This is a genomic window from Hymenobacter sp., from assembly GCF_035709525.1.
GTDB lineage: Bacteria > Bacteroidota > Bacteroidia > Cytophagales > Hymenobacteraceae > Hymenobacter.
Window position 1 is genome coordinate 47,259 of sequence record NZ_DASTEP010000108.1, and the last position, 16,667, is coordinate 63,925.

10 protein-coding genes are annotated in these 16,667 nt (G+C 63.5%); 7 read left to right on the top strand and 3 right to left on the bottom strand.

Annotated features, from left to right (window positions below; all coding sequences use genetic code 11):
• Positions 1-85 precede the first annotated feature (85 nt).
• A complete protein-coding gene (locus VFO93_RS09095) occupies positions 86-643 on the bottom strand; it encodes a hypothetical protein (protein ID WP_325134048.1) in 558 nt (185 codons plus the stop codon).
• A 199-nt stretch (positions 644-842) separates the two neighbouring features.
• Here VFO93_RS09095 and VFO93_RS09100 point away from each other — a divergent pair, with 199 nt between their 5' ends.
• The 3 genes from VFO93_RS09100 to VFO93_RS09110 all read left to right on the top strand — a co-directional run bounded on the left by VFO93_RS09100 (position 843) and on the right by VFO93_RS09110 (position 3,520).
• A complete protein-coding gene (locus VFO93_RS09100; RefSeq protein ID WP_325134049.1) occupies positions 843-1,703 on the top strand; it encodes an aldo/keto reductase in 861 nt (286 codons plus the stop codon).
• A 153-nt stretch (positions 1,704-1,856) separates the two neighbouring features.
• Complete coding sequence (locus VFO93_RS09105; protein WP_325134050.1) at positions 1,857-2,882, top strand: aldo/keto reductase; 1,026 nt, start codon at positions 1,857-1,859, stop codon at positions 2,880-2,882.
• A 347-nt stretch (positions 2,883-3,229) separates the two neighbouring features.
• Entirely contained in the window at positions 3,230-3,520 is a 291-nt protein-coding gene (locus VFO93_RS09110; RefSeq protein WP_325134051.1) for an ATP-dependent Clp protease adaptor ClpS, read from the top strand.
• Between the two features lie 112 nt (positions 3,521-3,632).
• On the opposite strand, the gene VFO93_RS09115 is transcribed toward VFO93_RS09110, so the two are convergent.
• Both VFO93_RS09115 and VFO93_RS09120 read right to left on the bottom strand, forming a co-directional pair.
• Entirely contained in the window at positions 3,633-5,306 is a 1,674-nt protein-coding gene (locus tag VFO93_RS09115; protein WP_325134052.1) for a RagB/SusD family nutrient uptake outer membrane protein, read from the bottom strand.
• An 11-nt stretch (positions 5,307-5,317) separates the two neighbouring features.
• On the bottom strand, positions 5,318-8,470 hold the full coding sequence (locus tag VFO93_RS09120; RefSeq protein ID WP_325134053.1) for a TonB-dependent receptor: 3,153 nt from the start codon (positions 8,468-8,470) through the stop codon (positions 5,318-5,320).
• A 535-nt stretch (positions 8,471-9,005) separates the two neighbouring features.
• On the opposite strand from VFO93_RS09120, the gene VFO93_RS09125 reads away from it, so the two are divergent.
• From VFO93_RS09125 to VFO93_RS09140, 4 genes are all read left to right on the top strand, one after another.
• Complete coding sequence (locus VFO93_RS09125) at positions 9,006-13,259, top strand: hybrid sensor histidine kinase/response regulator transcription factor (protein ID WP_325134054.1); 4,254 nt, start codon at positions 9,006-9,008, stop codon at positions 13,257-13,259.
• Between the two features lie 295 nt (positions 13,260-13,554).
• On the top strand, positions 13,555-14,169 hold the full coding sequence (recR, locus tag VFO93_RS09130; RefSeq protein ID WP_325134055.1) for a recombination mediator RecR: 615 nt from the start codon (positions 13,555-13,557) through the stop codon (positions 14,167-14,169).
• A 138-nt stretch (positions 14,170-14,307) separates the two neighbouring features.
• Entirely contained in the window at positions 14,308-16,275 is a 1,968-nt protein-coding gene (locus tag VFO93_RS09135; RefSeq protein WP_325134056.1) for a glycosyltransferase family 2 protein, read from the top strand.
• A 179-nt stretch (positions 16,276-16,454) separates the two neighbouring features.
• Positions 16,455-16,637, top strand: a complete 183-nt coding sequence (locus VFO93_RS09140; RefSeq protein ID WP_325134057.1) for a hypothetical protein — start codon at positions 16,455-16,457, stop codon at positions 16,635-16,637.
• Positions 16,638-16,667 lie beyond the last annotated feature (30 nt).

The following is a 16,667-nucleotide window of genomic DNA, read 5'->3' on the forward strand; positions in this document are numbered from 1 at the left end:
CTAACTTCCTACGCTAACAATGAAGCGGTAGAGATGCTTCGGCTCCGCTGCGCTGCGCTCAGCATGACAGTCGTTAATAAAGGCATCACTCCGATATCACCAGCGCCCGCGGCAGCTCAAATTTCAGCTCGCGGCTTTTGCTGCGGCCGTGTAGCTGGGTCAGAAAGCCATCCAGCTCCGACTTGTATTCGAGCCACAAATCCTCGTGCAGGTTCTTGGGAATGAGCTGCGTGAGGCGCGTAGCCAGCCGCGCCGTGCCCACGTAGAAGCCCTGGTACACACTATCGAACTGCCCGGTGTAGTGCTCAAAAATCAGCCGCAGCGTGTACATGTTCAGGTCGATTTCGAGCTGCTTACTTTTCGTGACGCGGCGGGCGCGGGCGGCCTCCTGCAAGGCGGCGCGCAGGGCTTTGACGAGGCTGCGATTGAGCAAGCGGCCCGTCACGGCTACGTTGAATAGCTCGTGGATGCGGTCGGCGCTGGCTTCGTACACGCTTTCGACGGTGCTGTCGGGCAGCAGCTCGAAGGCGAAGGTGTCGTAGAGCTCGGCGTCGCGGCGCACGGCGCGCAGCACCAGCGCCTCCTTTTCCTTTTCGGACAGGCGGGCCAGGGCTTTTTTGAAATCGGAGGAAGGAACGGGCATAAGCAAAAAGGCAGGGCCGCTAAGTTACCGGCTGCACGGTGGACCCTGCGGGTCCGCGCGTGCGTGCGGCCAGCCACTACCCCGCGCGGACCCGCAGGGTCCACGGTACAGCTTGCCGAACACCCGGCCCGCTGGCCGGTTTAATACGCAGCCGCACGGCGGCACTTTTCTTCTTTTTTCGTTTCTTAATCTATTGTTCATGAGCGACCAAACGCCCACCTACGCCAAGACTTTTGCCATTGGCGGCGACCTCACCGTAAACCGCCTCGGCTACGGGGCCATGCGCATCACCGGCCCCGGCATCTGGGGCCCGCCCCAGGACCACGAGGAGAGCATCCGGGTGCTCAAACGCGCCGTGGAGCTGGGCATCAATTTTATCGACACCGCCGACAGCTACGGCCCCAACGTATCGGAGGAGCTGATTGCCGAGGCGCTGCACCCCTACCCCGCCGGCCTGGTCATTGGCACCAAGGGCGGCCTGCTGCGCACCGGCCCCAACCAATGGCCCGTCGATGCCAGCCCCAAGCACCTCGAAGAAGCGCTGCACGGCAGCCTCCAGCGCCTGAAAGTAAAGCAAATTGACCTCTACCAACTGCACCGCATCGACGACAAGGTGCCGGCCGAGGACACGTTTAAGTTTCTGCAAAAAGCCCAGCAGGATGGACTGGTAAAGCACATTGGCTTGTCGGAAGTCAACGTGGACCAGATTAAACAGGCGCAGGAGTTTTTCCCGGTGGTGTCGGTGCAGAATATGTACTCGGTCGATAACCGCAAGTGGGAAGCCGTGCTCGACTACACCCGCGCGCAAAATATGGCTTTCATTCCGTGGTACCCATTGGCCGGCGGCAACGCCGAGGCGCTGAAGGCGCTGGAGCAAGTAGCCCAGAAACACGGTGCTACGCCGCAGCAAATTGCGTTGAGCTGGCTGTTGCACCATTCGCCTAACATCCTGCTCATTCCGGGCACCTCTAAGGTGAAGCACCTGGAAGAGAACGTAAAAACGGCGGACATCGCGCTGTCGGCCGAGGATATGGCGGCGCTGGATAAGGTGGGAAAATAACGTAGTACCCCACCCCCAGCCCCTCCCCTCCGGGAGAGGGGAGCCGGACGTTCGCCAACGCCTGCTTGCGGTGGGCTCCCCTCTCCCGGAGGGGAGGGGCTGAGGGTGGGGTATTACGCCTGACGAGCAATAATTAACACTCAACCAATCACCATGAAATACAACCTCTTAGGCAACACCGGCCTCAAAGTATCGGAGCTGTGCCTGGGCACCATGACCTTCGGCACCACGGGCGGGCGCTTCGGGGCCATCAGCGGCGTCGACCAGGCGGGGGCCGACGCGCTCACTAGGCGTGCCTTCGACGCGGGCATCAACTTCATCGACACGGCCAACGTGTACAGCGAGGGCCACTCGGAGGAAATGACCGGGCAGGCGCTACGCAACCTCGGCCTCAACCGCTACGACGTGGTGCTGGCCACCAAAGTGCGCGGTAAAATGGGCGACGGCCCCAACGATACCGGCCTGACGCGCAAGCACATTATGGCCCAGGCCGAAGCCAGCCTCAAGCGCCTCAATACCGACTACATCGACCTTTACCAAACGCACAGCTTCGACCCGCTCACGCCCTGGGAGGAAACGCTGCGCGCCCTCGACGACCTCGTGCGCCAGGGCAAGGTGCGCTACATCGGGGCCAGCAACGTGGCCGCCTGGCAGCTAATGAAGGCGCTCGGCGTGTCGCAGTATCAGCACCTCGAAAAGTACGTGTCGCTGCAAGCCTACTACACCATCGCGGGCCGCGAGCTGGAGCGCGAAATCGTGCCGCTGCTACTCGACCAGAAGGTGGGCCTCATGGTGTGGAGCCCGCTGGCCGGCGGCTTCCTCAGCGGCAAGTACACCCGCGACAACCAGCAGGCCGAAGGCCGGCGCAGCAGTGGCTTCGACTTTCCACCCGTGAATAAAGACCTGGCCTTTAATATCATCAACAAGCTGCGGCCGCTGGCCGAAGCCAAGAGCAGCACCGTGGCTTCGCTGGCGCTGGCCTGGCTGCTGCACCAGCCGGTGGTGAGCAGCGTGATTATCGGGGCCAAGAAAATGGCGCAGCTCGACGACAACCTCACGGCCGTGGACGTGAAGTTCACGCCCGAAGAGTTGCAGCAGCTCGATGAGGTCAGCAAGCTGGTGTCGGAGTATCCCGACTGGATGCTGGAATTCACGAGCGGCGACCGGAAGGTGGAGTAGGTAATTGGGGTAATCCGTCATGCTGAGCGGAGTCGAAGCATCTCTACCGCTTCGTTGCTGGGCGTAGAGACGCAATATTTTGCGTCTTACGTCAGGCGAGCCTCCCTGATGGCAAATTCTAAATTGATTATCAACATCTTGTCGTTGCCGAACAATCGCTGCCTGATGCAAGACGCAAAATATTGCGTCTCTACGCCTAGCAACGAAGCGGTAGAGATGCTTCGACTCCGCTCAGCATGACGGATTACCCCAATTACCCATTCCGCGAGAAACGAAACCATCGCGGCGCGGGTTAATAGTCGCTGCTACCTTTCTACCGTCGGCTTCGGCTGCCGTATTTTTGTGTTATGGCATTTCCCGCTACCCGCCCGCAAACTGACTACCAGGACGATGTGCTGCTGCTCGAAGAAGAGCAGGAACTGCGCACCCTCGTCGTGTACAACGACGACGTGAATACGTTCGACCACGTCATCAAGACGCTCATCGACGTGTGCGAGCACGAGCCCGAGCAGGCCGAGCAGTGCACGCTGCTCATTCACTACAAAGGCAAGTGCGCCGTGAAGAATGGCACGTTTGAAGAGCTGGAGCCGCGCTGCTCGGCCATTCATGACCGCGGTATTTCGGCTGACATCGTATAGCGCGCCCGCGTTTTCGCCCGCGCTCACGCCTAAAAAAAAGCGCCCATCAGACCTTTCCCTGCTCTTGGAGGAAAGGCCCGATGGGCGCTTTTACGCTGGCGGCCAGCCGGGGCTAGTAGCCGGGGTTCTGGGTCAGCTTGGAGTTTTTGGCCAGGTCACCCTGCCAGATGGGCATCAGATTCTGGAAGCTGAAGTACTTGTTTTCCAGAATTTTCACCTTGGTATAGGTGGTACCGGCAGCGTTGATGAGCATGCCGTAGGACGGCGTGTTCATCACGCCGTTGGTGCCGGCCGCGATTTGCCAGCGGCGCACGTCAAACCAGCGCTTTTCTTCGAAGGCCAGCTCGATGCGGCGCTCGCGGCGGATGTAGTCGCGCATCTGGCTCTGGCTCATGCCGGTGGCCAGGTTGGGCAGATTGGAGCGGGTGCGCAGGCGGTTGAGGGCGCTGTACACGCTGGCGTCGGGGCCCACGGCCTCGTTCTGGGCTTCGGCGTAGCTGAGCAGCACCTCGCCGAGGCGGAAGATGATGTAGTTGGAACCGCCCGAATTTTGGGCGCGGCTGGTTTGGGCCAGAATGCGCTCGTCTAGGGTCTTACGGAAGTAGTAGCCCGTGTTCGAGATGTCGCTGGTCGAGTTGATGTCGATGGCGTTGTTGCCGCCCACACGGGTCGTGATGATGTCGCCCTGCCACGACGCACCATCGTAGATGATGGACTGGTAGAAGCGCTGCTCGCGGTTGGTGTAGGGCTTGTTGGGGTCGTAGCCCGAGTTGGGGTCGGTGATGGGCAAGCCGTTGCTCATCAGGTAGTCATCGACCAGGTTCTGGGTCGGCGCGATGCTACCCCAGCTTTGCTGCACGCCCTTCACGTACACCGGGCCCAGCATACCCTCGCGGGCGTGGCCTTTGGTGACGGGGATGTACTCCTTGTTGAAAATAACCTCGCTGTTGTCGTTATTCTCAATCAAAAACATCGCGGCGTAGTCCGAAAACAGCGAGTAAGTGCCTAGGTCCATCACCTGCTTATTGGTGGCGGCGGCGGTAGCCCACTTGGTCAGGTCGTTGCTGGTGTTATGCAGGGGGCTGGCGGCGTAGAGCTGCACCCAACCCTTGAGGGTGAGGGCCGCGCCCTTGGTAGCGCGCCCGTCGCCCTTCTTAATCGAGGTTGCGGGCAGGTCGGCGGCGGCGGCATCGCAGTCGGCCGCAATGAAGGCCACCGTGGCGTCCATCGTGCTGCGGGGCACCAGCAGGTCCGAGCCGTCCGAATCGCTCAGCGGCTTGTCAATCAGCGGCACGCCGCCGTAGTTGGTGGCCAGCGCGGTGTAGAAAAACGCCCGCATGAAGCGTATTTCGGCGGTGCGCTGCTTTTTCCAGCTGGCCGAGAAATTGGCCGAGTACTTGTTGACGTTTTGCAGGAACAGGTTGCACTTGCGAATGTTGGTGTACGTGCCGCCCCAGTTCCACCACCCGCTGGGGCCGGTGGGCAGGTTGTTGGCCGAGATGGCTCCCGCCTTCACCAGGCTCTGGCCATCGAGCCACGAGGCCCCGCAAAAACCGTTGTCGGTGTACTGCTCGGTTATTTGGTACTGGTTGTAGACATCCGGAATGTTGTTGTAGATGTCGTTGACGATGAGGTCAGCGTTCGTTTCGCTGGCGTAGGCGTTGGCTTCGTTGAGGGCGTTTTTGGGATTAACGTTCAGGAAGTCATCGTTTTTGCAGCCGCCCGCCACGAGCAGGGCGCTGAGCGCCAGGCCGGTAGCCAGGGGCCGTAGCTTAAGGTTTTTCATGGTGGGAATACTTAGAAGTTGATGTTAGCGCCCAGCGACCACACGCGCTGCTGGAAGTAGTTGCGGTTGGTGCCATTCTGGTCGGGGTCCACGGTTTCGCGGATGTAGGGCGTCCAGGTGGCCAGGTTCTGGCCCGAGGCGTAGATGCGCACCGACTTGAGCGCATTGTGCAGGGTAGCGCTGCTGAAGGTGTAGCCAAACTCGAAGCTCTTGAGGCGCACGTAAGCCCCGTTGCGAATCCACCACGACGAGCCCTGGGTGTTGTTGCTGGTGGGCGAGCCCGTGAGGCGCGGGTACAGCGTATTGGTGCGGTCGGGGCGCCAGTACTCGTTGTATTGCAGCTCGGTAGCCGAGCTAGAGGCGTCGAAGGGCCACACGATGGGGCCGGTCATGTAGAAGCTGGTCAGGGCCGCGCCCTGCACCAGCACGTCCACGTCGAAGTTCTTGAAGGTGAGGCGCGGGGCCAGGCCGTAGATAAGCTGCGGCGTGCGCGGGCGGCCGATAACCACCTGGTCGTTGGCATCGATTTTACCATCGCCGTTCTGGTCCTGGTAGCGAATGTCGCCGGCGCGCACCGGCCCGAAGGTCGGCGTCGGAATGCCCGATTTCAGCGTGGTGCCGTCGGCCGCGAAGTCGTCGGAAGTGAAATAGCCCAGCGCCTGCAAGCCAAACTGCGTGCCGATGGGGCGGCCCGAAATACGGCGGTTGGGGTTTTCGGCGGTGGAGGCGTTTTCGTAAATCTGCTCTTGGTTGTTGCGGGCGTAGGTCAGCGTGCCGGTTACGTCGAGGTTCCAGTTCTTAGCGAAGTGGCGCGAGGTGCGGACGGTCAGGTCCACGCCACGGTTGGTGATGATGCCCGCATTCACGAGGCCTACGCCGATGCCGTACTCACCGGGCAGCACGTTGCTGCGCGAGGTCAGCACGTTGGCACGCTTCTCGTGGAAGAAGTCCACTTCCACGTTCAGCAGGCCCTTCCACAGCGTGGCCTCAAAGCCGATGTCCGTCTTATTAGCGCGCTCCCAGGTGATGCTGGGGTTGCCCTGGCGCACTTCATACAGGCCCTGCGTGGGCGCGCCATCGAGCACCGCACCGCCACGGGGCGAGTAGGGGCTCAGGTACTCAAAGGCGGCAATTCTGCCGTCGATGTACGGGTAAGCGCCCGATTGGCCCCACGAAGCGCGGATTTTCAGGTTATCGAGCCAGGTGAAGCGGTCCTTGATAAACGATTCCTCGCTCAGGCGCCAGCCGGCCGAGAAGGCCGGGAAGAAGCCGAAGCGGTTGCCGGGCGCGAAGAGGTAGCTGCCATCGTAGCGGCCCGAGGCCTCCAGCAGATACTTGCCATCGTAGGCGTAGGTAGCGCGGTAGATGTAGCCAATCTGCTTAGTTTCGTAAGACGAGCCGGCGTTGGTAGCGTCCGAAGCGGCTGGCCCACCAAAGTCGAGCTCGTCAATCGACGTGTTGTAGTTGATTTTACGAGCCTGGAATTCCTGGTGGTATAGGCTGCGCGATTCTACCACGGCCAGGCCCGTCACGGCGTGCTTGCCGAAGGTGTTGGCGTAGTTGAGGTAGCCCTGGAAGGTCAGCGCCCGGTCCTGCTCGTAAAACTGGCGGAAGCTCGGCTTGGTACTGCCCTGAATGCCTTGGTTATAGGTATACGGGTTGGTATTGGTGTTTACGTTGTAAAAAATAATCGGCGTGGTGTACGTGCGCTGAAACGAGCTTTTGGGGTCGAAGCTCGCCGTACCCTTGATGCTCAAGCCTTTGACGAACGGCAATTGCTGCTCAATCATCAGCTGCGCCTGGGTGCTCGGGTTCTGGTTGACCTGGTAGCCGCTGCCGTAGATTTCGCCGATGAGCGACTGGCCGATGTAGCCCGAAGGGTAGCCGTTGCTGAAGCGCACCGGCGTAGTGGGTGCCTGGCGGTAAGCCTGTTGCAAGATAGTACCAGCCCCGAACGATGGGAAATTCTGCTCCTCAATCCAGCTGTTCACCGTGAGGCCCACGCGGGTGGTGCTGGTGGGCTGGGCCGTCACGCTCAGCGAGCCGTTGTATTTGTTGAGGTAGGTCGAGCTCCACATGCCCTGCTGGTGCGTGTAGCCCAGCGAGGCGAAGTACTGCACCTTCTCCCCGCCGCCCGACAGCGACAGGTTGTGGTACGTCAGGAGGCGGTTGGGCTTGATGATGTCGCGCAGCGCGTCGCCGTTGGGGTGGCCGTCGGGGTCCGAGCCGTCCTGAAACTTTTGCAGGTCGTCGGCCGAGTACGGCAGCGCCCGGTTGGGGTCGTTGGGGAAGTCGTTGGCGACCGTGGCATTACGCATTTGCGCGTACTGGTACGAGTTCACCATCTTGGGCACGCGGGTGGGGTTCTGGATGCCCACGTAGCCGTTGTACGACAGCTGCGGCGCGCCCTGGCTGCCGCGCTTGGTCGTCACCAGAATTACGCCGTTGGCCCCGGCCACGCCGTAGGGCGCTACCGCGGCGGCGTCTTTCAAGACCGTAATCGTCTCAATAGTATTGGGGTCGAGGCGGCTGAAATCGCGCGGCACGTTGTCCACGATGTACAGCGGCGAGGTGCCGCCGGTAGTGCCGATGCCCCGAATCTGCACGCTGGCTCCGTCGTAGCCGGGCTCGCCCGAACTCTGCACCGCCACCACGCCAGCCACGCGGCCCACGAGCGAGTTGGTGAGGTTCACAACGGGCTTCTGGGCAATGTCGGCGGCAGGCAGCGTCGACACGGCGGCCGTGGTCGAGGTTTTTTTCTGGGTGCCGAAGCCTACTACTACCACTTCTTCGAGCGAGTTGGCTTGCTCCAGCAGCTTGATGTTGACCTTGGCCCCGTCGCGCACGGCCACTTCCTGGCTCACGTAGCCCACGAAGGAAAACACGAGCGTGGTCGCGCCGGCTGGCAGGCTCAGGCTGTAGTTGCCCGATGCGTCGGTGGTAGTGCCCACGGCCTGGTCTTTCACCCGCACCGTCACGCCGGGCAGGGGCGAGCCTTTCTGGTCGGTAACCTGGCCGGCTACGGGCGCTTCCTGGGCCGGCAGGCCGAAGCGCCGGGCCACGTGGGCCGGGGCCGCGGCCACCGGCGTGGCGAGGGCGCTCAGCAGGAGCAGGCTCAAAATCTTGTTGCGCGGCGCAGGACTGCGTTTGCGTTTAGTACTCATTTTTGCAAATAAGGGAGTGGGATAAGAAGAGGAAAAACGACGGGCGAATCGGCGCGGGGCCGGGGCCTTTCGGGGCCGAAAACCGGGCTAAACCAGGGGCAGCGGGTAAGCTATTGGCACGCGATGCGCTGGATGGGCAAGCGCTATTTGCTGGCCTGGCCCCACGCCGGATGGTCGGGCAAAACTATCGGCCGGGCTACCTTTTTCAGATGGACTTTTTCCCGCAAACAGGGGGGTATTTTCGGCTTTTTCCCCTGCGCTCAATATCCGACAAGCGCTTTTTAATCAGCGACTTATTATAATCGATAAACTACTCCCCAATAAGTTAAAGCTAAATTCATACTCGCTTAATGCCATCGGGCCCACCACTCGCTGCCCGGCCGGCCGCAACCTTTCAGTCCAGGCCCGGCGGCTACCCCAAGCGGCGGCCGAGCTTAATCTTTTGCGCCTGCTTATTTTTACGCTGCCGCTTTGCCGGCCGGCTTTTCCTTAAAGGCCGCGCCGGTTTTTTGCCTTGCTTTCTGCCCCTACCCTTATGCCCGCTGCCGCCCGCCTGCTCACCCTGCTGCTCCTGCTGGGGCTGGCGGCGCGGGCGCAGGACACGGCCCCCAACGAGCTGCGCTTCGAGCACCTGACCGTGGACCAGGGCCTGAGCCACAGCGACGCCATGGCTGTGGCCCAGGACCGGGCGGGCTTCATCTGGGTGGGTACCAACCACGGCCTCGACCGCTACGACGGCTATGAGCTGCGCCCCTATCGCCTGCCCGTGAACGCCGACGGCGTGTCGAGCAACCGCATCAAAGTGCTGCACGTGGCCCCGGCCACCGGCCGCCTGTGGGTGGGCACCGAGCGCAGCGGCCTCAGCTACTACGACGCCGCTACCGACCGCCTCGTGCCGCTGGCTGGCCAGCCAGCCCCGGCCGCCGCCCGGCCCTTACTGGCAAAGCTCGCCGCCCAAACCATCCTGGCCCTGGCCACCGACGCGCAGGATTGCCTGTGGGCCGGCACAGCCGAGGGCGGCTTGTTTCGGCTGCGCTTCGGAGCGGGGGGCGGGCTGGCCGAGCTACGGCAGGTGCCCGTGCCCCGGCTTGAGGCGGCGGCCGGCGATATGCAGGTATCGAGCTTGGCCGCCGATGCCGAGGGCAAGGTGTGGGTGGGCACCTACAACTACGGCCTGCGCGTGGTGCGGCCCGACGCACCTACCCTAATCGCCGAGCCCACTACCCTCACCGAAGGCGTGCGGGCGCTGCACCTCGACCGGCGCGGCGACCTTTGGATTGGCCTCGACCAGCAAGTGCTGTGGGTGAGCGCCGCCAACCGCCGCACCGTCCGCGAGCTGGCCGCCCACCCCCAGCCCCAGACGTATCCGCAGCTGCAATCGCTGCTGCTCGACTCATTTGGGCGGCTTTGGGTGGGCACTATTTACGGGCTGTACATCTGGGAGGCGGCCACGGGCACCGGGCTGGCCCCGCCGCTGCGCCCCACCCCTACCCTGCTGCTGCCCCAGGATGGCGAGCCAACGGGCATCAACTCGGAGCGCGTGCACCAGATTTTTGAGGACCGCACCCAGGTGATGTGGCTGTGCGCCTCGGCCGGCGGCCTCAACCGGGTGGATTTGCGCCGTAAGCCTTTCGGGCGGCTGCGGCGGCAGCTGGCGGGCCAGGCCACGCTGCCCAATAACTACATCAACGCCGTTTATAAGGAAGAGGCGACCAATACGCTGTGGCTGGGCACCCGCAACGGCGTATCGGCCTACGACCTGGGCCGGCACACCTACCGCAATTACTTTGGCCAGGACGCGGCCGGCGTGCGGCGCGGGGCCGACGTGTCGGCCATCTGCCAGACCCACGACGGGGCCTTGTGGTTTGGCACGCGGGGCCGGGGACTACTGCGCCTCACGCGCCGGGCGGGCCGCGACGTGCTCACCGAGTTCAACCAGCTGCCCGATGGCAGCTACCTCAGCGCGGCCAGCATCGAGCGGCTGGCCGAGGACCGCTACGGCACGCTGTGGGTGGCTACGTTCAATCACGGCTTGATGCGCTTTAGCCTAGGCGGCAAGCTTTTGGGGGCCTACGACAAGCAACGCACGCACCTGCCGACCGACAATTTCACCTTCCTGCTACCCGACTTGCAGCGCGACGTGCTGTGGGCCAGCACTACCAATGCGGGCTTGCTCAAGCTGCGCGCCACGCCCGACTCGCTGGTGCTGCTGCGGCAGTTTTGGCACAGGCGCGGCGCGGCGGGCGGCCTGCGCGTAAACTACACCTGGCCGCTGCTGCTCGACCGCCGCCAGCACCTCTGGATTGGCACCATCGGGGGCGGGCTGCACCAGCTCACTACCGATGGGCGGGACCGCGACACTATCCGTAGCTACCGGGCCACCCTGCCCGAAGACGATGTGGAAAGCCTGCTCACTGACGACGCGGGCAACCTCTGGGTGGGCGGCACCGGCCTCTACCGCTACGCGCCCGCCACCCGCCAGTGCGTGCGCTACGACGTGGCCGACGGCCTGCAAAGCAACGCCTTTAAGATTGGCGCGGCCGCGCGCGGGGCCGATGGCACGCTCTATTTCGGCGGCATCAATGGCATCAGCTACTTCCAGCCCTCGGCCATCCAACCCAATCCGTACCGGCCGGTGGTGCAGCTCACGGGGCTGCGCATTGCCAACCAGCCGGTGGCCGTGGGCCAGCTTTTCAACGGCCGCGTGCTGCTGGCGCGCCCGCTGTCGGCGCCGCAAACGGTGACGATTAAGCCCTCGGAAAACGACTTTTCGGTGGAATTCGTGGGCTTGAACTACGCCAACCCCGACAAAAACCGCTACGCCTACCAGCTCGAAGGCTACAACCAGGGTTGGGTGTACCCGGCCCCCGGCCAGCGCACGGCCAGCTTCGCCAACCTGCCGCCCGGCCGCTACACCCTGCGCGTGAAAGCCAGCAACGGCGAGGGCGGCTGGAGCGCTCGGCCGGCCACCATCACCTTCGACGTGCGCGCGCCGTGGTATAAAACCGGCTGGGCGTATGCGCTCTACGCGCTGGTGCTGGTGGGCGCGGTAGCGCTGTACCGCCGTATCGAAATGACGCGCCAGGAGCTGAAAAGCAAGCTGGCGCTGGAGCATTTTCAGGTCGAAAAAGAAAAGGAGCTGACCAACCTCAAGCTCGGCTTTTTCACCAACGTAAGCCACGAGCTGCGCACGCCGCTCACCCTGATACTGGGGCCGATGGAAGACCTGCTGCGCAGCCGCGGCCCGGTGGCCGACCTGCGCAGCAAGGTGCTGCTGATGCACCAGCAGGCCCGCAAGCTACTCGACTTGGTAAACCAGCTGCTCGATTTTCGGAAGGTGGAAAGCGGGTACGTGCCGCTGCGCGCCAGTCTGGGTGAGGTAGGGCCATTCGTGGCCGGTCTGCACGCCAGCTTTCAGCACCAGGCCCAGGAGCGCGGCATCGATTACCGGATAACGTTGCCCGCCGAGCCCATGCGCCTGTATTTCGACCGCAGCAAGCTCGAAATTATCCTCACCAACCTGCTGGCCAACGCCCTCAAGTACACCCCGGCTGGCGGGCGCGTAGAGCTGGCGGCGGCGCTGGTGGGCAGCGCCGAGGGCGAGGCCCGCTACCGGGGCGGCGCGCTGGTCGACAATTACTTGAAAATCACCGTCAGCGATACCGGCGTGGGCATCGCGGCGCACGAACTGGGGCGCATCTTCGACCCGTATTACCAGGCTGCCAACACCGACACGCTGCGCATGGCGGGTACCGGCATCGGGCTGGCGCTGGCCCGGCAGTTTGCCCGGCGGCACGGCGGACAGCTGGCGGTAGCCAGCACGCCGGGCGCGGGCACTACGTTTGAGCTGCGCCTGCCGCTGGGCCATCAGCATTTGCAAGCTGAAGATATTCAGCCTGAAGAAATAACGCTCGCGCCCGAAGCACCTGCCGACGAGCTGCCGCCCGCCGACGAAGCCGGCCCTACCCCGGCCGCGCCCGCTGGCCCGCCGCGCCTGCTGGTGGTCGAAGACCACGCCGAGGTGCGCGCCTACTTGCAGCAGATTTTTGAGGCCGACTACGAGGTGCTGCTGGCCGAAGACGGCGTAGCCGGCTGGCAAACAACCCTGGCCGAGCTGCCCGACCTCATTATCTCGGACGTGATGATGCCGCGCAGCGATGGCCTGGAGCTGTGCCAGAAAATCAGGCAGCACCCTAAAACCAGCCACATTCCGGTGCTGCTGCTGACCGCCCGCACCGCCGAAACCCACGAGCTGGAGGCCGTGGGCCTGGGGGCCGACGAGTACATGAGCAAGCCCTTCAACCCGGTGCTGCTGCACGCCAAGGCCGAAACCCTGCTCCGCAACCGCCGCAAGCTGCACGAGTACTACCAGCGCCAGGTGCTGCTGCAACCCACCGAGCTGGTAGTGGCCGACGCCGACCGCGAATTCCTCGAAAAAGCGATGGGCGTGGTCGAGCAAAACCTGGAAAATCAAGAATTTAGTGTGCAGGTGCTGGTGAAGGAAATGGCTATGAGCCAGTCGGTTTTCTACCGTCGCATCAAGAGCATCACCGGCCAAACGGCAGTCGAATTTATCCGCGACGTGCGCCTGCGCCGCGCTGCCCAGCTGCTCACCCAAACCACCTTGCGCCCTCTCGAAGTGGCCGTGCAGGTGGGCATCGAAGACCCGCGCTACTTCCGCCAGACCTTCCAGAAGCTCTTCGGCCTCTCGCCCACCGAGTACGCCAAGCAGCACCGCGCCACCTCGGAGGCCACGCGCGGCCAGGCGAAGAAAAAGTACTTCGAGTAGGGTGTGGGGTAAGGCCGTTGGGCAGTGTAGAGACGCAATAGTTGGAGTCTTGCGTCTGACGTTGCTGAGCAGCGTTCTCTAACGCAAGACTCCAACTATTGCGTCTCTACACTCTTCATACGCTACTCAAAAACCGCCCTCATATCACGCGCCTCGGGAACGCCGCCGGGCCATTCGCTTGTTTTAAACCGATGCCTGGGGCGGGTTTTACTTTTGCGGGAACCCCGCCCGCGCTCGTCCCGCCGCTACCTTTCACCAAACGGCTGCCGTCCGGCGCGGCCGTTTTGCTTCTCCTATGGATTTTCCTTCCAAACTCATTGAAAACGCGGTCGTTGAGCTGTCGCGCCTGCCCGGCATCGGCAAAAAAACGGCCCTGCGCCTGGCATTGCACTTGCTGAAAGCCGAGAGCGACACGACCGCCAACCTAGCCGAGGCCCTGGCCAAAATGCGCTTTGACATCACGTATTGCAGCAGTTGCCACAGCATTTCGGATGCCGCGCAGTGCAGCATCTGCGCCAACCCGCTGCGCGACCGCAGCACGGTGTGCGTGGTGGCCGACGTGCGCGACGTGATTGCCATCGAAAACACGGGGCAGTACCAGGGTGTGTACCACGTGCTGGGCGGCGTCATCTCGCCCATCGAGGGCGTGGGGCCAGCCGATTTGCACATCGACTCGCTGGTGGAGCGGGCCGGGGCCGAGGCCTCGGAGATTCGCGAAGTCATCCTGGCCATTTCGCCCACGATGGAGGGCGACACTACCGCCTTCTACCTCTCGCGCCGCCTGCGCGACTTCGAGCAGCTCAATATCAGCACCATCGCGCGCGGCATTCCAATGGGCGGCGAGCTGGAATACGCCGACGAGATTACGCTGGGCCGCAGCATTGTGGAGCGCCAGCGGCAGCTGCGCTAGCCGCGCCGAGTGTACCGTAAGCTTTAGCTTGCGAGCGAGCGCAGCGAGCAGCCGCGCTGGCAGGCGTTGGCTTACGCCGATGTTCGCTACGCTCACTCGCAAGCTAAAGCTTACGGTACATCTTAACTTCGCCGCCCTGTGGTGAAGCTTTCCGTCGTCATCGTCAATTATAACGTCTGCTACTTTTTGGAGCAGGCGCTGCTGTCGGTGCGGCGGGCGGCCGGGCGGCTGGGCGAGCCGGTCGAGGTGTTCGTGGTTGATAACAACTCGGCCGATAGCTCGGTGGCGATGGTGCGGGCGCGCTTCCCCGAAGTCATTCTGATTGAGAATAAAGACAATCCGGGCTTCGCCAAGGCCAATAACCAGGCCCTGCGCCGCGCCACCGGCCAGTACCAGCTGCTGCTGAACCCCGACACGCTGGTGGAGGAAGACACCTTCCGGCGCTGCTGCGACTTTATGGACGCGCACCCGCGCTGCGGCGGGCTGGGCGTGATGATGCTGGACGGGCAGGGCCGCTTCCTGCCCGAAAGCAAGCGCGGGCTGCCCACGCCGGCCGTGGCGTTTTACAAGATATTCGGGCTGGCGGCGCTGTTTCCGCGCTCGCGGCGGTTTGGGCGCTACCATTTAGGTTTTCTCGACAAGGAAAAGGCGCACGAGGTAGCCGTGCTGAGTGGGGCCTTTATGCTGCTGCGGCAGGCCGCGCTGGCCGAGGTAGGGCTGCTCGATGAGGACTACTTCATGTACGGCGAGGACATCGACCTCTCGTACTGCCTCACGCGGGGCGGCTGGCAGAATTGGTACTACCCCGACACCCGCATTATCCACTACAAGGGCGAGAGCACTAAGCGCACGAGCGTTAATTATGTGTTCGTGTTTTACCGGGCGATGGTCATTTTTGCCCGGAAGCACTTCGCCCCTGGGCAGGCGGGGCTGTTTTCGCGGCTGATAAACGCGGCCATCTGGCTGCGGGCGGGCGCGGCGGTGGCGCAGCGCCTGGCCACCGCCGCCGCCCCGGCTTTGCTCGACGCGGGGTTGCTTTACGCCGGCATGTACGCCCTGAAAGAGTACTGGGAAAACAACCACAAGTTTGTGCGCCAGTACTATCCGCCGCAGTACATGCTGGTGGCGGTGCCGTTTTACATCGCGGTGTGGCTGCTGGCTACCTGGCTCAGCGGGGGCTACGACCGGGGCGCGCGGCCCGGCCGCATTGTGCGGGGCATCGGGGTAGGCACGCTGCTGATTTCGGCCGTTACCAACTTCCTGGATAACTGGCGCTTTTCGAAGGCGCTCATCTTGCTGGGCGGCACCTGGGCGGTGGCCGCGCTGCTGGGCCGCCGCCTGCTGGCGCACTGGCTGCGCCACGGCAACCTGCACCTGAGCGAGCCCCAGGCCAAAACCCTGGCCATCGTGGGCAGCCCCGCCGAAGCCCAGCGCGCCCGCCGGCTGCTGGCCGCCGCCCAGGTGCCGGCCAACGTCATCGGCTACGTGGCCCCGGCCGCGCCCCCGGCCGATGCGAACTTGCTGCCCGACTACCTCGGCGACGCCGCCCAGCTGCCCGAGCTGGTGCGCCTCTACGAACTCAACGAGCTGATTTTTTGCGGGCAGGATTTGCCCGTGCAGCGGATTATCGACCTCATGCTGCGTGTGCCGGCGCAGCCGGCCGTAGCCTACAAGATTTTGCCCGAGGGTAGCGACTACATCATCGGCAGCAGCAGCAAAGACGCGCCCGGCGACTACTACACCCTCGACACTACCCTGCGCCTGCACCAGCCCGCCCAGCGCCGCACCAAGCGCCTACTCGACTTGGTAGCCAGCGTGTTGCTGGCAGTGGGCGCTCCGCTGCTGCTGTGGGGCCAGCGGCGGCCGGGCGGGCTACTCCCCCATTGCTGGCAGGTGCTGCGGGGCCGCCGCACCTGGGTGGGGCTGCGCTACTCGGCGGCCACGGGCGGCGTGCCGGCCGTGCTGTCGCCGGCCGACGTGGCCCCGGCCGCCGCGCCGCTCTCGGCCGCCACGAAGCAGCGGCTGGAATACCTCTACGCCAAGGGCTACGAGCCCGAGCTCGATGTGCGCGTGCTGTGGCGGGGCTGGCGCGGGCTGGGCGGCTAGCGCGGCGCTTTTCTCCCGAGGTGGGTTTTTGCCTTGAATAGGTGGCTTTGAATGGGGCCGGGCTGGGTGGGCCTGCGTGGTGGCGGCAAAAGTATTTTCTGGCGGCGCTTGCATACTTCTATTTGGGTTGTAACGTTGCTAATAGCTAATACTCTACCTCCATTTCCCCATCCCGCCCTATGCCCACTTTTCCTCCTGCTAAGCCGGTATCTTGGCCCCACTGGCTGCTTACATGCCTCTTTGTGGCGGTGCTGGGACTGCTGGCGCGCCCGGCCCACGCCACGCACCTGCGGGCCGGCGACATTCAGGCCAAGGTCGACACCACGCCTACCCGCAACCCAAACCGGATTTTTTCAAGCTGACGCTCTACCGCGATACCAGCCCCGGGTCGG